Annotated in this window: 16 protein-coding genes; 9 read left to right on the forward strand and 7 right to left on the reverse strand. The window is 71.0% G+C overall.

The genetic code is table 11. From position 1 onward, the window contains the following. The first annotated feature begins 124 nt into the window (after positions 1–124). Positions 125–1,213 (forward strand): LacI family DNA-binding transcriptional regulator, encoded by a 1,089-nt coding sequence (locus tag ACWZJV_RS07665; RefSeq protein ID WP_231380185.1) that lies wholly within the window; start codon positions 125–127, stop codon positions 1,211–1,213. Here ACWZJV_RS07665 and ACWZJV_RS07670 read toward each other — a convergent pair. The 5 genes from ACWZJV_RS07670 to ACWZJV_RS07690 all read right to left on the reverse strand — a co-directional run bounded on the left by ACWZJV_RS07670 (position 1,203) and on the right by ACWZJV_RS07690 (position 6,117). Further along, the gene (locus tag ACWZJV_RS07670) at positions 1,203–2,072 is read right to left on the reverse strand and encodes a fumarylacetoacetate hydrolase family protein (RefSeq protein WP_457180887.1); all 870 of its coding nucleotides are present in this window, start codon (positions 2,070–2,072) and stop codon (positions 1,203–1,205) included. The two genes, ACWZJV_RS07665 and ACWZJV_RS07670, sit on opposite strands and share 11 nt — an antisense overlap. Positions 2,073–2,082: 10 nt before the next feature. Further along, positions 2,083–3,864: an IlvD/Edd family dehydratase gene (locus ACWZJV_RS07675; RefSeq protein WP_457180889.1), complete on the reverse strand. Its 1,782-nt coding sequence runs from the start codon at positions 3,862–3,864 to the stop codon at positions 2,083–2,085. A gap of 75 nt (positions 3,865–3,939) precedes the next feature. After that, the gene (locus ACWZJV_RS07680; RefSeq protein ID WP_008362060.1) at positions 3,940–4,578 is read right to left on the reverse strand and encodes an alpha/beta hydrolase family protein; all 639 of its coding nucleotides are present in this window, start codon (positions 4,576–4,578) and stop codon (positions 3,940–3,942) included. A 4-nt stretch (positions 4,579–4,582) separates the two neighbouring features. Further along, on the reverse strand, positions 4,583–5,353 hold the full coding sequence (locus ACWZJV_RS07685; protein ID WP_457180891.1) for an SOS response-associated peptidase: 771 nt from the start codon (positions 5,351–5,353) through the stop codon (positions 4,583–4,585). A gap of 41 nt (positions 5,354–5,394) precedes the next feature. Next, positions 5,395–6,117: a hypothetical protein gene (locus ACWZJV_RS07690; protein WP_457180893.1), complete on the reverse strand. Its 723-nt coding sequence runs from the start codon at positions 6,115–6,117 to the stop codon at positions 5,395–5,397. 293 nt (positions 6,118–6,410) lie between these two features. Between ACWZJV_RS07690 and ACWZJV_RS07695 the strand changes: the two genes are divergently transcribed. The 8 genes from ACWZJV_RS07695 (at position 6,411) to ACWZJV_RS07730 (ending at position 16,607) form a co-directional block, all read left to right on the forward strand. Further along, entirely contained in the window at positions 6,411–8,978 is a 2,568-nt protein-coding gene (locus tag ACWZJV_RS07695) for a sigma-70 family RNA polymerase sigma factor (protein WP_457180895.1), read from the forward strand. A 69-nt stretch (positions 8,979–9,047) separates the two neighbouring features. Continuing rightward, positions 9,048–10,355, forward strand: a complete 1,308-nt coding sequence (gene aroA / locus ACWZJV_RS07700; RefSeq protein ID WP_457180897.1) for a 3-phosphoshikimate 1-carboxyvinyltransferase — start codon at positions 9,048–9,050, stop codon at positions 10,353–10,355. 4 nt (positions 10,356–10,359) lie between these two features. Continuing rightward, positions 10,360–11,373, forward strand: a complete 1,014-nt coding sequence (gene rsgA / locus ACWZJV_RS07705) for a ribosome small subunit-dependent GTPase A (RefSeq protein ID WP_457180899.1) — start codon at positions 10,360–10,362, stop codon at positions 11,371–11,373. Positions 11,374–11,471: 98 nt separating this feature from the next. Continuing rightward, positions 11,472–12,344, forward strand: a complete 873-nt coding sequence (locus ACWZJV_RS07710; RefSeq protein WP_008362048.1) for an inositol monophosphatase family protein — start codon at positions 11,472–11,474, stop codon at positions 12,342–12,344. A gap of 53 nt (positions 12,345–12,397) precedes the next feature. Next, complete coding sequence (locus ACWZJV_RS07715) at positions 12,398–12,829, forward strand: CBS domain-containing protein (protein ID WP_008362047.1); 432 nt, start codon at positions 12,398–12,400, stop codon at positions 12,827–12,829. Positions 12,830–12,906: 77 nt separating this feature from the next. Then, positions 12,907–13,608, forward strand: coding sequence for a response regulator transcription factor (locus tag ACWZJV_RS07720; RefSeq protein ID WP_040756491.1), 702 nt, complete (start codon positions 12,907–12,909; stop codon positions 13,606–13,608). Then, positions 13,605–16,226, forward strand: a complete 2,622-nt coding sequence (locus tag ACWZJV_RS07725; RefSeq protein ID WP_457180902.1) for a DUF4153 domain-containing protein — start codon at positions 13,605–13,607, stop codon at positions 16,224–16,226. Before ACWZJV_RS07720 ends, ACWZJV_RS07725 begins: the two co-directional genes overlap by 4 nt. Positions 16,227–16,232: 6 nt before the next feature. Then, complete coding sequence (locus ACWZJV_RS07730; RefSeq protein WP_008362044.1) at positions 16,233–16,607, forward strand: FKBP-type peptidyl-prolyl cis-trans isomerase; 375 nt, start codon at positions 16,233–16,235, stop codon at positions 16,605–16,607. 135 nt (positions 16,608–16,742) lie between these two features. On the opposite strand, the gene ACWZJV_RS07735 is transcribed toward ACWZJV_RS07730, so the two are convergent. Both ACWZJV_RS07735 and ACWZJV_RS07740 read right to left on the reverse strand, forming a co-directional pair. Next, positions 16,743–16,985 carry an RNA-binding S4 domain-containing protein gene (locus ACWZJV_RS07735; RefSeq protein ID WP_008362043.1) on the reverse strand — a complete coding sequence of 81 codons (243 nt, stop codon included), beginning with the start codon at positions 16,983–16,985 and terminating at the stop codon, positions 16,743–16,745. Between the two features lie 178 nt (positions 16,986–17,163). After that, positions 17,164–18,441, reverse strand: coding sequence for a DUF445 domain-containing protein (locus ACWZJV_RS07740; protein ID WP_008362042.1), 1,278 nt, complete (start codon positions 18,439–18,441; stop codon positions 17,164–17,166). Positions 18,442–18,485: the final 44 nt, after the last annotated feature.

An 18,485-nucleotide genomic window follows, 5' to 3' on the forward strand; every position in this document is an offset into this window, starting at 1 on the left:
ACCCTGTCAAGACCCGAACGTGACATTCGCCACACGGAGTGTGGGAAAGGGCAGGCGGGGGCCGGCGCGAAACACCGATGTAGGCTGCCCCTGAACCGGGGGCACGAGGGAACACGAGGCGACGATGGCTGTGACGATGCGCGACGTCGCGATCCTGGCCCGCGTCTCGCCCAAGACCGTGTCCAACGTGGTGAACGACCATCCGAACGTGCACCCCGACACGCGTGCCCGCGTGCAGCAGGCGATCTCCGAGCTGGGCTACCGGCCGAACCATTCCGCGCGCGGCCTGCGCTCGGGCCGCACCGGCGTCATCGGACTGGCGGTGCCCGAGCTGAGGCAGGCCTACTTCGCCGAGCTGGCCGACGCGGTGATCGCGGCGGCGGCCAAGCGCGGGCTGAGCGTCATCGTCGGACAGCTCGGCGGCGACCGCGAGCACGAGATCGAGCTCCTCACCCACGGGCTCCCCCAGACCGACGGCCTGCTCTTCAGCCCGGAGCGACTCGGCACCGAGGACCGCGACCTGCTGGCGTACGTCGACTTCCCGATGGTCATGCTGGGCGAGTGGATCTTCGGTGGACCCACCGACCACGTGACGATGCACAACGTCAGCGCGGCCCGCGCAGCCGTCGAGCACCTGATCTCGCAGGGGCGCCGGCGGATCGCCGTCATCGGCGCCCACCCGGACGACGAGACCCGCGTGATGGGGCCCTCGAACCTGAGGATCCAGGGCTACCGGGAGGCGCTGGCGGCCGCCGGTATCGAGCACGACCCACGGCTCGAGCGCGTCGTCGCGCCCTGGCATCCGGAGGACGGCGCCGACGCGGCCCGGCTGCTGATCGAGTCGGGGCTGGAGTTCGACGCCATCTTCACCCTGACCGACGCGCTCGGGCTCGGTGCTCTCCGGGCTCTCGGCGAAGCGGGGCGCGTCGTGCCCGACGACGTGGCCGTGATCGGCTTCGACAACATCACCATCAGCCACCTCACCATGCCCTCGCTCTCCAGCATCGACCCCGGCCGCGCCGAGATCGCGGAGACGGCGGTCGGCATGCTCGTCGAGCGCATCGAGTGGGGCGCGGGGTCGTCGCGGCCGGCCCGCCTGCACAAGGCTGCCTTCGACGTCATCGTGCGGGAGTCCTCCGGCGGGACCGCTTCCGGGGCAGCGGAGGCCTCGTCACGGAAGCCCGGCGCGACGGCTCAGGCACTCAACGGTTGAGCCACGCGAAGGGCTCCTTCCCGGCCTCCACCCGGTTGACGAGCCTGCCGACCTCCGCGACCTCGATCTCCACCACGTCGCCGGGCTGAAGACTGAAGTCCATGTCGGGGACGATCCCGGTGCCGGTGGCCAGCGCCGCACCGTCGGGGAAGTCGTTGGCGGCGAACAGGTGGTCGACGAGCTGTTGGATCGGACGCACGAGCTGGTCGGACGACGTCTCCGCGGCGATGACCTCACGTCCGCCCCTCCGGACCACCAGGGTGATGGCGAGGTCGGTGGCGTCGGGGACCTCCCACGCCGGCCTGATGCCTGTCGCGAGCGCTGCTGCACCTGCGTACACCTTGGCCTGGGGGAGGTAGAGCGGGTTCTCGCCCTCGATCGAGCGGGAGCTCATGTCGTTGCAGACCGTGTAGCCGACGACCTCGCCGTGGGCGTTGGCCACGACGGCGAGCTCCGGCTCGGGTACGTCGTGTCCGGAGTCGGCCCGGATGCCGACCGGCTCGCCGTCGGTCACCAGGCGCCAGGCCGGTGCCTTCAGGAAGAGTTCGGGCCGCTGCGCGGAGTAGACTTTGTCGTAGACCGACTGCTCGGCGCTCTCCTCCATCCGGGCGCTGCGCGAGCGGGCGTAGGTGACACCCGCGCACCACAGCTCGGCCCGGCCGTCCAGCGGGGCGAGCAGGCGTGCGGACGCGACCGGGACCGGCGCCGCGGAGGCGGACTCGACGGTGGCCCGCAGCTCGTCGTGGGGCATCGCGAGGAGGTCGGCCATGGACCCGACGCCGCTCACCGGGGTGATCGAGTCGTCCCGGCGCACGCCGACCCGGGGGCCGTTCCCGCTGTCGTATCGGACAAGGTGCATCGTCTGCTCCTCAGTGGTTGTCGCGTGGGGTGCCCTTGGTCTGCGCGACGCGCTGGTACTTCACCGCGGGCTCGAGGACCATGCCGTCGGCGAGCTGGCCGACCATGGACCGCTGGATCTCCTGCCACGGCGTCTGCGACTCCGGCACCGGGAACTCCCCGAGCGCCTCGCGCCGCTCGGCCAGCTCCTCGTCGGTGACCAGCATGTCCGCCCGTCCCGTGTTGAGGTCGATCCGGACCCGATCGTCGGTACGCAGCAGCGCCAGGCCTCCACCGGCGGCGGCCTCGGGCGAGGCATTGAGGATCGAGGGCGACCCGGACGTACCGGACTGGCGGCCGTCGCCGACGCACGGCAGCGAGTGCACGCCCCGCTCGATGAGCGCGGCGGGAGGCTGCATGTTGACGACCTCGGCCGAGCCCGGATAGCCGATCGGGCCGACGCCACGGATGAACAGGATGCACCCCTCGTCGACCTCGAGCGCCGGATCGTCGATGCGGGCGTGGTAGTCTTCGGGCCCTTCGAAGACGATCGCGCGGCCCTCGAACACGTTCGGGTGCTCGAGGTCCGAGAGGTAGCGTTCCCGGAACTCGTCCGAGATCACGCTGGTCTTCATGATCGCGCTGTCGAACAGGTTCCCCGTCATCACGATGAAGCCGGCCTGCTCCACGAGCGGGTCGTCGAAGCCGCGGATCACCTCGGGGTCCTCGCTCACCGTGTCGCGGCAGTTCTCGCCGATGGTCCGTCCGTTCACCGTGAGCGCATCCTCGTGGATCAGCCCGTGACGCATCAGCTCGTGGACGACGGCCGGCACCCCACCCGCGCGGTGGAACTCCTCGCCGAGGAACCTGCCGGCGGGCTGCATGTCGACCAGGAGCGGGACCGGGTGCCCGATCTTCTCCCACTCCTCGATGCCGAGGTCGACCCCGATGTGCCGGGCGATCGCGTTGATGTGGACCGGAGCGTTGGTGGAGCCTCCGATCGCCGAGTTGACGACGATCGCGTTCTCGAACGCGTCCCTGGTCAGGATGTCGGAGGGCTTGAGGTCCTCGTGCACCATCTCGACGATGCGCCGGCCCGTCAGGTAGGCCACCCGGCCGCGATCACGGTGCGGCGCCGGGATCGCCGCCGAGCCGGGCAGGCTCATCCCGAGCGTCTCGGCCAGGCTGTTCATCGTGGCGGCGGTGCCCATGGTGTTGCAGTGGCCGGGCGAGGGCGCCGACGACGCGATCAGCTCGGTGAACTCCGCCTCGTCGATCTCCCCCGCCGCGAGCATCTCGCGCGCCTTCCAGATGATCGTGCCCGAGCCGATGCGCTCGCCCTTGAGCCAGCCGTTGAGCATCGGCCCGCCTGACAGCACGATCGCCGGGATGTCGACCGTGGCCGCCGCCATCACGCACGCCGGCGTGGTCTTGTCACACCCGGTCGTCAGCACCACCCCGTCGAGGGGATAGCCGTAGAGGACCTCCACGAGACCGAGGTAGGCGAGGTTGCGGTCCAGCGCCGCCGTCGGCCGCTTCCCCATCTCGTGGATCGGGTGCACCGGGAACTCGAACGCGATCCCGCCCATCTCCCGGATCCCGTCGCGTACGCGCTGTGCCAGCCCGAGATGGTGGCGGTTGCAGGGCGCCAGGTCCGAGCCGGTCTGAGCGATGCCGATCACCGGCTTGCCCGACTGGAGCTCCTCCCGGGTCACGCCCCAGTTCATGTAGCGCTCGATGTAGAGCGCCGTCATCGCGGGGTTGGCCGGGTTGTCGAACCAGTCCTGGCTGCGCAGTCGGGGAGCGTTTACCACGTGGTAAACCCTAGCGCCGGCAAGCACGGCGCGCGCTGAAAATCACTCGGTCGTGCTCGCCCGCAGAACGGGCGGCTAGGCGATGACCTCGCGAACCAGCCACTCCAGGGTGGACTCGACCAGGATCGCGTCGGCGTCGGCCTGGGTGACCGGACCCCGCTTGCCGACGATGAGGGAATGGTCCGCGCCCGGGATGGGGGTGACCTCGATCCCCTCGGGGAACTCCTCGGGCCTGCCGAACCTGTCGCGGGTGCCCTGCAGCACCAGCGTCGGCACCCTCGCCTCCAGCAGCTCGTGGGCGCGTGAGACCTGGGGCTTGCTGACCGGGTGCAGCGGGAAGGCCAGGCAGAGCGCTCCCGCGGCCCCGAACCCGCGCGCCGTGCGGACCGCCGAGCGGGCACCGGCGGAGCGACCTCCGACCACCAGCGGCGTACGCACCCGCATCCAGTTGGCGGCCAGCGTCAGCGCGGCGTCGAGGGACTTCGGCGGCGTGGCAACCGGCTTCCCCTTGACGCGCCAGGGCTGCTCGAAGCGGACCACGGTGATCCCCTGGGCCGGCAGCGCGTCGTTGAGCGCCATCAGGTCGTGGGTGTCGATCCCGTTGCCGGCGCCGTGGGAGAGCAGCAGCGTCGCCTGTGGTCGTCGCGCCCGGCGGGTGTAGAGCCGTCCTTCTCCGTAGGGCGTGTCGATCATCTGCGTCGTGGTTCCACCCATGTCATCACCAGGTTTCCTCGAGCGGCAGGGGCTCGATGAGTTCACGGCCGTTGTTGCGTACGTTGCTCACCAGCGTCGAGACCGGGTAGGCCTCCAGCCGGCCCGGCGCCGCCGGGGTCAGCAGGTCCACGTCGCCGGGCCGGGTCGGGTCGAGCCACTGGTCCCAGCGCTCGCGTTCGACCATGAGCGGCATCCGGTCGTGGATCCGGCCCAGGGAGTCCTCCGCCTCGGTGGTGATCACCGTGCAGCTCCACAGCCAGCGGCTGGGATCGTCCTCGTCCTTCGCGGGGTCGGGCCACAGCTCGTAGAGCCCGGCCATCGCCAGCACTCCCCCGTCCTTCGGGGTGATGAAGTAGGGCTGCTTGCGGGGCTTGCCCTTGGCCGAAGCGGAGCCCGAGGCAGTTCGCGGAGCGTCCTTGGCCTCCGTGGCGTACCACTCGAAGTAGCCGTCGGCCGGCAGCAGGCAGCGGCGCTTGGCGAAGGCCCGGCGGTAGGCGGGCTTCTCGCCCACCGTCTCCATCCGGGCATTGATCATCCGGTTGCCGATCTTGACGTCCTTGGCCCAGGAGGGAACCAGACCCCAACGTACGGAACGGAGCTGCCGCTCGCTGGAGGTGTTCTCCTCGTGCGGCGGGCGCTCGAGGACGGCGTAGACCTGGTCGGTCGGCGCCACGTTGTAGCTCTCGGTGAGCGGCTCCTGCAGGCGCAGCTCATCGATCTCGAACTCCTCGGCCAGCTCGTCGGGTTGGCGGCTGGACGCGTAACGACCGCACATACGTTCACCTTAGCGCCGCCGGACGGTGCTGTTTCCAGGTATTACGAGGCTCCGCGGGCGAGCTCGTCGAGCAGGAAGCCTGCCGATCTGTCGTTCTCCGGAAGCCCCTCGATCCAGATCCGGTCGGCGCTGTGCTCGACCATCCGCTTGAGGAGGCCGAGCCGCTTGACCAGCGTCTCGTCGCGCGGGGCCACCACGACCATCCGGCTGTGACCGACCTGACCGACGGCGGCCGCACCGGCGAAGACCGTGCGGGCCGTCTGGCCCAGCAGCGACATCCGGCGGGCGGTGGCGATGCTGTCGGTCTGCCCGCCGGCGCCCGGGACGTGGGCGTCGGTGACGACCAGCGCGTGGCTGCACGCCTTGGCCTCGCGGTAGAGGTCCGAGATGCGCTCACGTACGTGGGCGAGCGTGGAGAGGCCCGTGAGCGGGTCGGCACAGGAGATCGTGTGCAGGTAGCCGAGCGTCGCCTCGCTCCAGGCGACGGAGAGTGCGTGCACCTCGGCGAAGGCCGGGTCGCGGCTGTGGACGGTCTGCGTCGTCAGCCGGAGGTCCTCGAGGCTCTCCCCGAGCGGTACGCCGATCTCGGCGAGATCGTGACCGACCACCCAGCAGGCCTCGGCGACATAGCTGCTGCGCTCGGCAAGCGCCTCTGCGACAGCCTCGAACCGCGACGGCAGCGCCGCCCGCTGCTCCTCGGAGAGCTCTGTGGTCTCAGGCGAGGTGGACGCACGCGCACGCCAACCCCGGGAGAACAGCCGCACGACTCACCTCTTTCCTCGTGTTTCCTGACGTTGCTGTGGTTCCTCGTTCGAAATCGTCGGTCGATGGATACAGTGGTGCGTGCGCCGATCTCCTGCGCGCCCACGTGGACGTGACGGGCGAAATCGGCAAGCATGACGCGATAGAGACCCACCTTTTCCGGGTTTTCTCCAACTTGTTGTCCGATCCCGGGAAGGGGGCGTGACGTGCGGGCCGCCGCAGTCGTTAGCACAACGCATGTCTTCCGTCGGCGCAAGCCGCGTCATACCTCCGTCCTTCTAACGTCTCTGGTGCCGTGAGCGAAACGACCCCCACCTCCCTACCTACCCTCGACGCCCCTGGCGACGCCGAGCTGATCACCGCCGTCCGCGGTGGCGACCTGGATGCGTACGGGACGCTGTTCGAGCGCCATGTCGAGGCCGCTCGCCGCCTCGCCCGTCAGCTGGTGTCCCAGGGAGACGTCGACGACCTCGTCTCCGAGGCGTTCGCCAAGGTGCTCAACGTGCTGCAGAGGGGCGGTGGCCCGGACCTGGCGTTCCGCGCCTACCTGCTGACCTCGCTGCGCCGGCTCCACGTGGACAAGATCCGGGCCGCCTCGAAGCTGACCACCACCGACGACCTGACGCCCTTCGACCCGGGCGTGCCCTTCGAGGACACCGCGGTGTCGGGCTTCGACAACCAGGCCGCCGCCAAGGCGTTCCAGCAGCTCCCCGAGCGCTGGCAGCAGGTGCTGTGGCACACCGAGGTCGAGGGCCAGAAGCCGGCCGAGATCGCGCCGATGCTCGGCATGTCCGCCAACTCGGTCTCCGCGCTCGCCTACCGGGCCCGTGAGGGCCTCAAGCAGGCCTTCATCTCGATGCACGCGCAGGACGCCGTCGAGGAGGCCTGCGCCACCACCCGCGCCAACCTCGGCGCCTACATCCGCAACGGCCTGTCCAAGCGCGACGCGAAGAAGGTCGACGACCACCTGCAGGACTGCCGTCCGTGCACCGCGATCTACCTCGAGCTCACCGAGGTCAACTCCGGGATGGGTGCTTGGCTCGCTCCGGCCCTGCTCGGCACCGCGGGCGCGGGCTACCTCGCCGTCGGTGGCGGTGTCGCCGCCAAGGGCGGTGTCGTGCTCTTCTTCGGGCGGGTCAGGGACTGGGTGCTGGGCGATCCGGTGGGACGTACGGTCGCGGGTGGTGCCGGTGTCGCGGCCGCCGCGGCCGTGGCCGCCGGGTTGGTGCTCACCGGTGGCGACCCTGCTCCGAAGGTGCCGGCCGCGGAGGAGCCCGCTGCGGAGGCACCCGCCGACCCGGCACCTGCGGCTCCTCCCGCCGCTCCTCCCGCCGCTCCGCCTGCCGCTCCGCCCGCCGACCCGCCGACCGCACCTCCTGCCGACCCGCCGGCCGCACCTCCCGCCGACCAACCCGCCGACACCACCCCGGCGCAGACCCAGGAGGCGCCGGTCATCACCTCGCCGCTGCCCGAGGTGCAGGTCGCTCCGGGCGGCAAGGCGGTCATCGACCTGACCCAGGGCGCGACCGACGCCAACGGCGACTCGCTCTCGGTCAAGGAGGCCAACGTCCGCGCCCCCGCCCACGGCGCCGTCACCGTGGGCGGCACGTCCTCGGGTGGCAAGGGCCGCGGCCCCAGCGGCATGATCTTCGGCGGCCTGCGGATGGCCGACGAGCCGGTCACCACGGTCACCTACACCGCCGACAAGGGCTGGCGCGGGACCGACACGATCGAGTACGTCCTCACCGACGGCAACGGCGGCGAGGTCGCCGGCACCGTCGACGTCACCACGCCCAACGCCGACCCGAATGCCACCGGCGACGCCGCGACCCTGGCCAGGACCCCCGGGTCGAACGGCAACGGCCAGGGCAACAACGGCAACGGAAACGGCAACCAGCCGTCGACGGCGCAGGGCACCATCGACGTACTCGCCAACGACACCGACGACAACGACGACACCCTCGAACTGGTCGAGATTGTGGACCAGCCTGCGCACGGCCGCGCCGAGATCGTCGACGGCAAGGTCGCCTACACGATGACCCCCGGCTACGACGGCGCCGGCGACACCTTCACCTATCGGATCTCGGACGGCCACGGCGGCAAGGACGTCGGTGCTGTGGAGGTGACCTTCGAGGATGCTCCGAAGCACGACCCAAAAGTCGAGGTTAGCGCCACCCAGCAGGGCGGCGGGTTCGGTGCGACGTTCCTCGGCCTGGCCGGGTGGACGAGCTACGTGGCCGCCACCGCCGAGGTCTCCGGCCTCCCCGAGACCGCAGCGGGTCGGTCGACCAACCTCGTGATCACGGTGACGGGCCTGGAGCCGGCCTACCTCGGCTGGCAGGCCTGTGGCACCTTCGCTCCCCCGCCGACGGGCAGCACCTACTCCTACGAGTGCGAGCTGACCGGTGACGGCACCGCGGCGCAGGTCAACTTCATCCCGAGGGCGGGCGAGACGTGGACCTTCGAGGCCCGCATCGTGCCGGACGGTTACGAAGACAGCGACGCGAGCAACAACCACCGCACCGTCTCCGGGTCCGCGGGCCAGGAGCCCACGCCGACCCCGACGCCCACTCCCACCGAGACCCCGGACGTCCCGCAGGTGCCGACGCCACCGACCACTCCCGACGTGCCGCAGGTGCCCACGCCGCCGACCGCTCCGGACGTGCCCCAGGTGCCGACTCCGTCAGATGTGCCCAGCACGCCGAGCGTTCCCAGCGAGAGCCCGTCGCTGCCCGACGACCCCGACGACCCCGACGAGCCCAGCGACAGCGCCGACCCGGACGAGACGCCCGAGGTCGAGCGTGGGGCCGTGTCCGGCGGTCTGACCTGGAAGGGTTTCCTGAAGGCGCTCGGGATCGAGTGAGCCCATCGCCGGTTCCATCCCCGGTGACCGACGGCCGCCTCAGCTCCCAGAACCTCTAAAGTTGGACCTGTGACTACGACGACCGACCGTGCCGCTGACCCTGCCAACGGACCGGCCGACCCCTGGCCGGCTCCCCGTGCACAGGGTCCGGTGACGGCGACGGTGTCGCTGCCCGGAAGCAAGTCGCTCACCAACCGTGCGCTGCTGCTGGCCGCGATCGCGGACGGGCCGAGTGTCGTACGTCGTGCGCTGCGGTCGCGCGACACGCTGCTGATGGCGGCAGCACTGACATCGCTGGGGTCGCACGTGGACACCTCAGGCGACGACTGGGTCGTGACGCCTGGGACGTTCGGCGCCGACGCCGAGGTCGACTGCGGGCTGGCGGGGACGGTGATGCGGTTCGTACCTCCGGTGGCCGCGCTCTCCACCGGCACGATCGCGTTCGACGGCGACCCGCACATGCGCAAGCGGCCGGTCGGCGAGGTGCTGCGCGCGCTTCGCGATCTCGGCGTGGACATCGAGGGTGACGGGCTGCCGTTCACCATCCGCGGCGCCGGCTCGGTGCCCGGCGGCACCGTGGTGGTCGACGCCTCGGCCTCGAGCCAGTTCATCAGCGCGCTGCTGCTGGCAGGGGCGCGCTACGAGCAGGGCATCGACATCCGCCACGACGGCAAGCCGGTGCCCTCGCTCCCCCACATCGACATGACGGTCGCGATGCTGCGCGAGCACGGCGTCGCGGTCGACGCTCCGTCATCGGGTGGCGACGCCAACCGCTGGACCGTGGCGCCGGGGCCGATCAAGGCCCTGGACCGCACGATCGAGCCGGACCTGTCCAACGCGGCCCCCTTCCTGGCGCTGGCGGCGGTCTCGGGAGGGACCGTGACCGTGCGTGACTGGCCGCAGGCCACCGACCAGCCGGGCGACCAGCTGCGCGAGGTGCTCGCGCTGATGGGCTGCGAGGTGCAGGTGGGCGACGACGGGCTCACCGTGACCGGGCCCGAGCGGCTCACCGGGATCGACCTGGACATGCACGACGTCGGCGAGCTCACTCCGGCGGTCGCGGCCCTCTGCGCGCTCGCGGAGACGCCCTCGCACCTGACCGGCATCGGCCACATCCGCGGCCACGAGACCGACCGGCTCGCCGCGCTCGCCCGGGAGCTGGGCGCTCTCGGGGCCGACGTCACCGAGCACCCCGACGGGCTGACCATCCGGCCGGCGACGCTTCACGGCGGGGTGTTCCACACCTACGCCGACCACCGGATGGCCCACGCCGGCGTGATCATCGGCGCCGCCGTCGAGGACGTCCTGGTCGAGAACATCACCACCACGTCCAAGACCTTCACCGACTTCGCGCCCTTCTGGGCAGACCTTTTCTGACGACATGGCGAAGGCACAGCGGCGCTACGGGACCGAGGACGTCGAGCACTACGACCGCCCCCGGCGCCGCACCCGCCCGCGGACGAAGGACCGGCCCAGCTACGACGACGCCGACCTCGGGCGGGTGATCACGGTCGACCGTGGCCGGTTCACACTGGTCATGGACGACGTCCCCGACGTCGAGGTGTGGGCGGTGAAGGCCCGCCCGCTCGGCCGCAAGGGCGTCGTCGTGGGCGACCGGGTGAAGGTCGTCGGCGACACCTCGGGTGCGGAGGGCGCACTGGCCCGGATCGTCGAGGTCGAGCCCCGGGAGACGGTGCTGCGGCGTACGGCTGATGACGACGACCCCGTCGAGCGGGTCGTGGTCGCCAACGCCGACCAGCTGGTGATCGTCACCGCGATCGCCGACCCCGAGCCGCGCACCGGGTTCATCGACCGCGCGCTGGTGGCCGCCTACGAGGCGGGCATCGACCCGCTGCTGTGCATCACCAAGGCCGATCTGGCCGACCCGGAGTCGCTGGTCTCGACCTATCGGTCGCTGGGGGTGCCGTGGGTGGTCACCCAGCGGGGCGGCGACATGACGGCACTGCGCGACAAACTCGACGGGCGTACGTCGGTCCTGCTCGGCCACAGCGGCGTGGGCAAGTCGACGCTGGTCAACGCGATCGTCCCCGACGCGGGGCGAGAGGTGGGGCACGTCAACGCGGTCACCGGCCGGGGACGGCACACGTCCACCTCGGCCCTGATGCTGCCGCTGCCGGACGACGCGGGCTGGATCGTGGACACCCCGGGGATCCGTACGTTCGGGCTGGCCCACGTCGAGCCCGAACGGCTCATCGTCTCCTTCCCCGACCTGGAGGAGGCGACGGCCGAGTGCCCGCGCGGCTGCACCCACGCAGCGGACGAGCCCGAGTGCGGTCTGGACGCGGCGATCGAGGCCGGCAGCCTCGATCCCGAGCGGGTCGCGTCGTTCCGTCGTCTGCTCGAAGCGCGGTCGGTGCCGGCGTACGCGCTCTGACCTGGGGCGACTTCCCATGCCCTGGGCGGTGTTTTCGTGGGCAACCGGTTACCAGGGGAGGGTTCGCTGCGGAGCGGGAGCCACTAGAGTGATGCCTCGTGGCGAGCACTCCTGACTACAACGACGACCTGCGGCTGGCGCACCTGCTGGCCGACGACGCCGACTCGCTGTCGACGTCGCGGTTCAAGGCGCTCGACCTGCACGTGATGACCAAGCCCGACCTGACCCCCGTCTCGGACGCGGACAAGGCCGTGGAGGAGTCCATCCGGCGCACGCTCTCCCGCGCGCGGACGCGCGACGCGATCACCGGTGAGGAGTCCGGGTCCTCCGGCTCCTCCAGCCGGCGCTGGATCGTGGACCCGATCGACGGGACGAAGAACTTCGTGCGCGGGGTGCCGGTCTGGGCCACCCTGATCGCGCTCGCGGTCGACAACGAGGTCGTGATGTCGGTCGTCTCCGCGCCCCAGCTCGGGCGGCGCTGGTGGGCGGCGAAGGGTCAGGGCGCCCACACCGGCAAGTCGCTGATGAAGTCGACGCGCTGCCAGGTCTCGGACGTACGCCGCCTGGAGGACGCCTCGATGTCCTACTCCTCGCTGCACGGCTGGGAGGAGCGCGAGCGGCTCGAGGACTTCCTGGCGCTGATGCGGAGCTGCTGGCGCACCCGCGCCTACTCCGACTTCTGGTCCTACATGCTCGTCGCCGAGGGTGCCGTCGACATCGCCGTCGAGCCGGAGCTCGAGGTCTACGACATGGCCGCGCTGGACATCATCGTGCGCGAGGCCGGCGGGTCCTTCACGTCGCTGGCCGGCGACCCGGGGCCGTGGGGCGGCAACGCGCTGGCCACCAACGGCCACCTGCACGACGCGGTGCTCTCCTTCCTGGGCGGGCTCCCCGACGGCAACAACGACGCCGACTGGCCGGCCGCCCAGCCCGGGTCGGTCACCGCGTTCCGTCGTCCGGCGAGCGAGTAGACCGTCACACGAACCTCTGGCGTGACGCGAGTCACAGCCGCTACCGTTGATGCATGAAGATCGCGGACGTACTCACTCGCAAGGCGATCGCAGAAGTCGTCACGATCGCATCAACCGCCACCGTGCGTGACCTGCTCGGGGTGCTCGCCGAGCACGGCATCGGGGCCTGTGTCGTCAGCAGCGACGGCGCGGCCGTCGCCGGGATCGTCTCCGAGCGCGACGTCGTGCGGCGCCTCCACGAGAACGACGCGCTGCTCGCCGCCGAGGTCTCCTCGATCATGACCGCCGAGGTCGAGACCTGCGCCCCCGACGCCACCATCGACGAGATCCTGGGCATCATGACCAAGCGCCGGATCCGGCACATGCCGGTCGTCGCCGACGGCGCCCTGGTCGGCATCGTCAGCATCGGCGACCTGGTCAAGCACCGCATCGACCAGCTCGCCTTCGAGCGCGACCAGCTCGAGGCGTACGTCCACCAGACGTAAGGCCGTTCCACAGGTCTGCACAGGACCTTCACAACTTCTGCAGCCTTTCCGGCCGCTCCGGCTTCTAGCCTGAGCGTGTGCCAGAACATGTGACCGCCACGCGCCGGGTTCTCGTGGTCGAGGACGAGCCGGTCATCAACCAGGCCGTCTCGGACCGGCTCACCGCCGAGGGATACGACGTCGTCCGGGCGTGGGACGGGCCGGGCGCCGTCTCCTGCTTCGAGGAGACCTCGCCGGACCTCGTCGTCCTCGACGTGATGCTGCCGGGCTACGACGGCCTCGAGGTCTGCCGCCGGATCCAGGCCGTACGCCCCGTGCCGGTGCTCATGCTCACCGCCCGTGTCGACGAGGCCGATGTGCTGGTCGGGCTCGGCGTCGGGGCTGACGACTACCTGACCAAGCCGTTCCGGGCGCGCGAGCTGGTGGCCCGGGTGAACGCGCTCCTGCGGCGCGTGGAGCGGGCGGCCGAGCTGGCCGGGGCGCCGCGGCGTACGGCTGAGATCGGCGGGCTGCGGATGGACCCGGCGGCGCGACGGGTGTGGGTCGACGGGTCCGAGGTCAGGCTCACGCCGACCGAGTTCGACCTGCTGGTCTGCCTGGCCGCCGACCCCGGCGCCGTGGTCACCCGCGAGCGGCTGCTCGCCGAGGTCTGGGGCTGGAACGACGCCTCCGGGACCCGCACCGTCGACAGCCACGTGAAGGGGCTGCGCGCCAAGATCGGGTCCGCGCGGGTCCGGACCGTGCACGGGGTCGGCTACGCGCTGGAGGCCGGGGAATGACTCCGCTGGAACGGGTCTCCTCGATCAAGGTCAAGCTCGGCCTGCTGGTCGCGGCGAGCGCCCTGGTGGCGGCGGTGGTCGCCTCCGTCGGACGGATCACCGGGGTCTCCCCGTGGATCTCGATCCCGGTCACGATCGGGATCGCGCTCGCGGTCACCCAGCTGCTCGCCGCCGGGATGACCTCGCCGTTGCGGCAGATGACGATCGCGGCCCGCCGGATGGCCCGGGGCGACTACTCGGTCTCGGTGCCCGCCGGCGGGGCCGACGAGGTCGGCCAGCTGGGCCGCGCGTTCAACACGATGGCCAGCGATCTCGGCGCGGTCGACCGCCAGCGCCGCGATCTGGTCGCCAACGTCTCCCACGAGCTGCGTACGCCGCTGGCGGCTCTCACCGTCGTGCTGGAGAACCTCGTGGACGGCGTCGGGTCCGACCCGGCTGCGCTCGAGACCGCGCTCGGCCAGGCCGAGCGCCTGAGCCGGCTCGTCGAGGACCTGCTCGACCTGGCGCGCGTCGATGCCGGCAAGGCGCCGTTGAGCACGTCGTCTGTCGAGCTCGCACCGCTGCTGGAGGCCTGCGTCGCGGAGGCACGGGTCAACGGGCGGCCGGTCACCTACGAGATCGACGCGCCGGACTCTCTTGTCGTCGAGGCCGACGCCGATCGGCTCAGCCAGCTCGTCGTCAACCTGCTCGACAACGCCTCCCGGCACAGTCCGCGCGACGGCGTGGTGGTCGTGCGCGCCGGTCTCGACGACGATCGCTACCACCTCGAGGTCCTCGACTCCGGGCCTGGCATCCCGGCCGCCGACCGGGGTCGCGTCTTCGAGCCCTTCGGCACGCTCAGTGCCTCCGCCGAGGGCGGCGGGACCGGGCTCGGGCTCGCCATCGCCCGGTGGGTCACCGACCTGCACGGCGGCTCCATCGCCTTTCTCGACCCGTTGCCCGGGGCCGCCGGCGCCCGAGTGCGTGTCGACCTTCCGCTGCGGCCACCCGCACGTCCCATCACCAGTCATCTCACCCCCACCCACGAGGAGAGCCAGATGCCCACCACTCCCCCGGCGGCCGAACCCGCCCAGCCCGCCGAACCCTCCCCGTCGGTCGACGCGCCCACGACGGACCCCAAGGCCGCCTACGCCACCCCGTCCGTCCTCGACGACATCTTCGGCACCTACTGGCCCGACTCCGGTGTCGCGGGCAGGTTCGGGCTCTTCATCGGCGCTGTGGTCGCCGGCCTGCTCGGCGGGCTGCTGATCCCCGACCGCAATGCCGGGCTCGGGACGGTCATCGTGCTGCTCGCGGCCGGCGGGGTCGTGATGCTGGCGGGCGAGCGACGTCGCAGCTGGTTCTCGATCGTCTGCTACGTGCTGTTCGCGCTGCTCTCCTCGGTCGCGGTGTTCCGCGACGCCGAGTGGATCGTCGTCCTGTGCCTGCTCACCGCGATCGCGGTGATCCTCTGCGCCTCGACCGGAGCCAAGACGCTGCTCGGGATCGTGCTGACCGGGATCTCCTGGCCCTTGGCCGGTCTCCGTGGGATCCCGTGGCTGGGCCGTACGCTGACCAGCGTCTCCGGACACGGTCACGGAGCCGCGGTCGCGCGCACCACGGTTCTCTCGCTGCTCGGGCTGGTGATCTTCGGGCTGCTGTTCACCACCGCCGACGCGGTGCTGGGCAGCTGGGTCGACCGGTTCGTTCCGGACGTACGTCCCGACACCTTCGCGGCTCGGATCTTCATGACCGTGTTCGTCTTCGGGGTCGTGATGGGCGCCGCCTACCTGGCCGTGAACCCGCCCCGGATCGACCGCAGCGAGCGTACGTCCCAGCCCGTCGCCAACCGCTACGAGTGGCTGGCCCCGGTCGGTGTCGTCGTCGCCGTCTTCGCCGCCTTCCTGATCGCCCAGGCGACCGCGGTCTTCGGCGGCGAGGACTACCTGCGGGAGACGACGGGGCTGACGTACGCCGAATACGTCCACCAGGGGTTCGGCCAGCTCACCGTGGCGACCGCGCTGACCCTGCTGGTGATCTGGGCGGCGGCGCGCAAGGCCCCGGTGGAGACCGTGGCCGACCGGCTGTGGCTGCGGGTCGCGCTCGGGCTGCTGGCTGCCGAGGCGCTGGTCGTCGTCGGGTCGGCGCTGTATCGGATGCACCTCTACCAGGAGGCGTACGGCTTCACCCAGCTCCGCCTGCTCGTCGACGTCTTCGAGGCCTGGCTGGGTCTGCTGGTGATCGCCGGGCTGGTCGCCGCGGTGGTCGGCCGCGCGATCGGCGGCGGGCTCTGGCTCGGCCGGTTCGCGCTGGTCAGCGGCGCCGTGGCGCTGCTCGGGATCGCGGCGATCAACCCGGACGCCTGGATCGCCGAGCACAACGTCTCGCGCTACGAGGAGACCGGGAAGATCGACACCGACTTCCTCTCCGGGCTCAGCGACGACGCGGTGCCGGCCCTCGAGAAGCTCCCCGACGACCTGCGCGGTTGCGTGCTCGGCACCAACGACCGCGAGGGCGACTGGCTGGAGTGGAACCTCGGCCGCGAGCGGGCCGACGGCATGACCCCGACCTATCCCGCGACGACCGACACGACCGACGCGGCGGCGGCGTGCCCCAGCGAGACTCGATACGTAGACTGATTTCTCATGAGCCAGAAGCCTGAGATCGACTTCGTCGACCCCACCCCTCCGACCGACCTCGTCATCAAGGACATCACCGTCGGTGACGGCGAGGAGGCCACCGAGCGCGACCGCGTCTCGGTCCACTACGTCGGCGTAGCGCTGTCCACCGGCGAGGAGTTCGACGCGTCCTACAACCGCGGCGAGCCGCTCGACTTCCGTGTCGGCATCGGCCAGGTCATCCAGGGCTGGGACCAGGGCATCCTGGGGATGAAGGTCGGCGGCCGCCGCCAGCTCGTCATCCCGCCCCACCTCGCCTACGGCGACCGCGGCGCCGGTGCCGTCATCAAGCCCGGCGAGACCCTGATCTTCGTCTGCGACCTGGTGAAGGTCGAGAAGTAACCCACCCGATTCTGTAGAAGCGGCCGCCGAGTCGGTAGTTGTGGCGGCCGAGAATGTAGTTGTGGGCGACGAAACTCCAGTTTCGTCGCCCACAACTCACTTTTCGGCGTCCGGAACTACCGATTCGGCCGGGGGTCACCAGGGGACGTCGAAGTCGGCCTCGTCGGAGACCCGGGCGGCCTGACCGGCGTACTCGACCACGTCACCGACCCGGAGCTGGCGGCCCCGGCGGAGCTCGGTCTCGCCGTTGACCTTCACCTCGCCCGCGGTGATCGCCGGGCGCGCCTCCGAGCCGGTCTCGACCAGGTTGGCCAGCTTCAGGAACTGACCGAGGCGGATGACCTCGTCGGTGATGGGTACGTCGAAGGGCTCGCTCACCCCCTCATCCTCCCCCGCTCGCCGAGGCGTCACAAATATCGGCCGAGGCGTCAGCCGCGCAGGCCGAGGCGTCGCTGCGGTCGGACGAGAGGTCGCTCGCGTCGGACGAGAGGGCACGCGGTGACGTCTCGCCCGACGTACGTGACGCCTCGCCCGACGTACGTGACGCCTCGGCGGGTCAGGAGACCAGGACGGTGATGGTGTGGATGATGACGCCCACGAGGCCACCGACGATGGTGCCGTTGATACGGATGAACTGCAGGTCGCGGCCGACGAAGAGCTCGATGCGGCGGGCGGCCTGCTTGCCGTCCCAGCGCTGGATGGTGTGGGTGATGACGGTGGTCGCCTCACGGCCGTAGCGCTTGACGACGTAGACGGCGACGTCGGAGGCGAGGGCGTCGTAGCGGCGCTGGAGGGTCTCGTCGAGGACGACCTTCTGGGCGTAGCGGACGACCTCGTCGAGGGCGCGACGGCGGACGACGCCCTCGGGGTCGCGCAGCGAGGTGGTCAGCGCGCGGCGCAGCGCGTCCCAGATTGAGATGGCGGTGTTGATGACGCCGGGGTGGTCGAGCACGCGCTCCTTGAGCCGCTCGGCGCGCTCCATGGTGGCCTCGTCGTGCTGCAGGTTGTCGGCGAGGTCGGCGAGCATCGTGTCGATCGCCTTGCGGGCGCGGTGCTCGGGGTCGTCGCGGATGTCGGCGATCCAGCGGACCAGCTCGACGTGGATGCGGGCGGTCACCGGCTCGCGCAGCACCTGCGGCGTCCACCAGGGCGCGCGCTCGCCGAGCACCTCGGTGACGATCTCCTCGTTCTCCTCGAGCCAGCCGTGCAGCTCGACCAGCGCCAGGTCGACCAGGCCGTGGTGGACGCCGTCGTCCAGCGCCGCCTGCAGCGTGCCGCCGATGAGGGGCGCGATCTGCTCCTCGCGCAGGCGGGGCACGAACCCGTCCTGGATGATCTCGACGATGTGCCGGTTGCTGATCCGGGAGAGCCCGTCGGCGACCACGGTGGAGACCTCGTCGACGACCCGCTTGGCGTTGGCCTCCTCGGAGAGCCACAGCGCGAGCCGCAGCGACGGCATCGCGACGCCGAGCCGCTCGCGGATGGTCTCCTCCTGCAGGAAGTTGTCCTGGACGAACTCCTCCAGGCTGGCGCCGAGCTCGTCCTTCCGCTTCGGGATCAGCGCGGTGTGCGGCACCGGCAGCCCGAGCGGGTGACGGAACAGCGCGGTGACCGCGAACCAGTCGGCCATCGCGCCGACCATGGACGCCTCGGCGCCGGCGTTCACGAACCCCCAGAACCCGTGCATACCCAGGGTCAGCAGATAGACGATGGCGGCCACGACCAGGAGCCCGGTGGCGACGATGCGCATGCGGCGCAGTGCCTGGCGGCGTACGACATCGGCCTCGGTCTCGACCATCAGGCCGCCGATGCCGACGCCCCCAGGAGAACTCATGGGCTCAATTGTGCCGGGTCGCCCCACGCGACGGCGACAGCAAC

The organism is Nocardioides sp. WG-D5 (assembly GCF_054031175.1).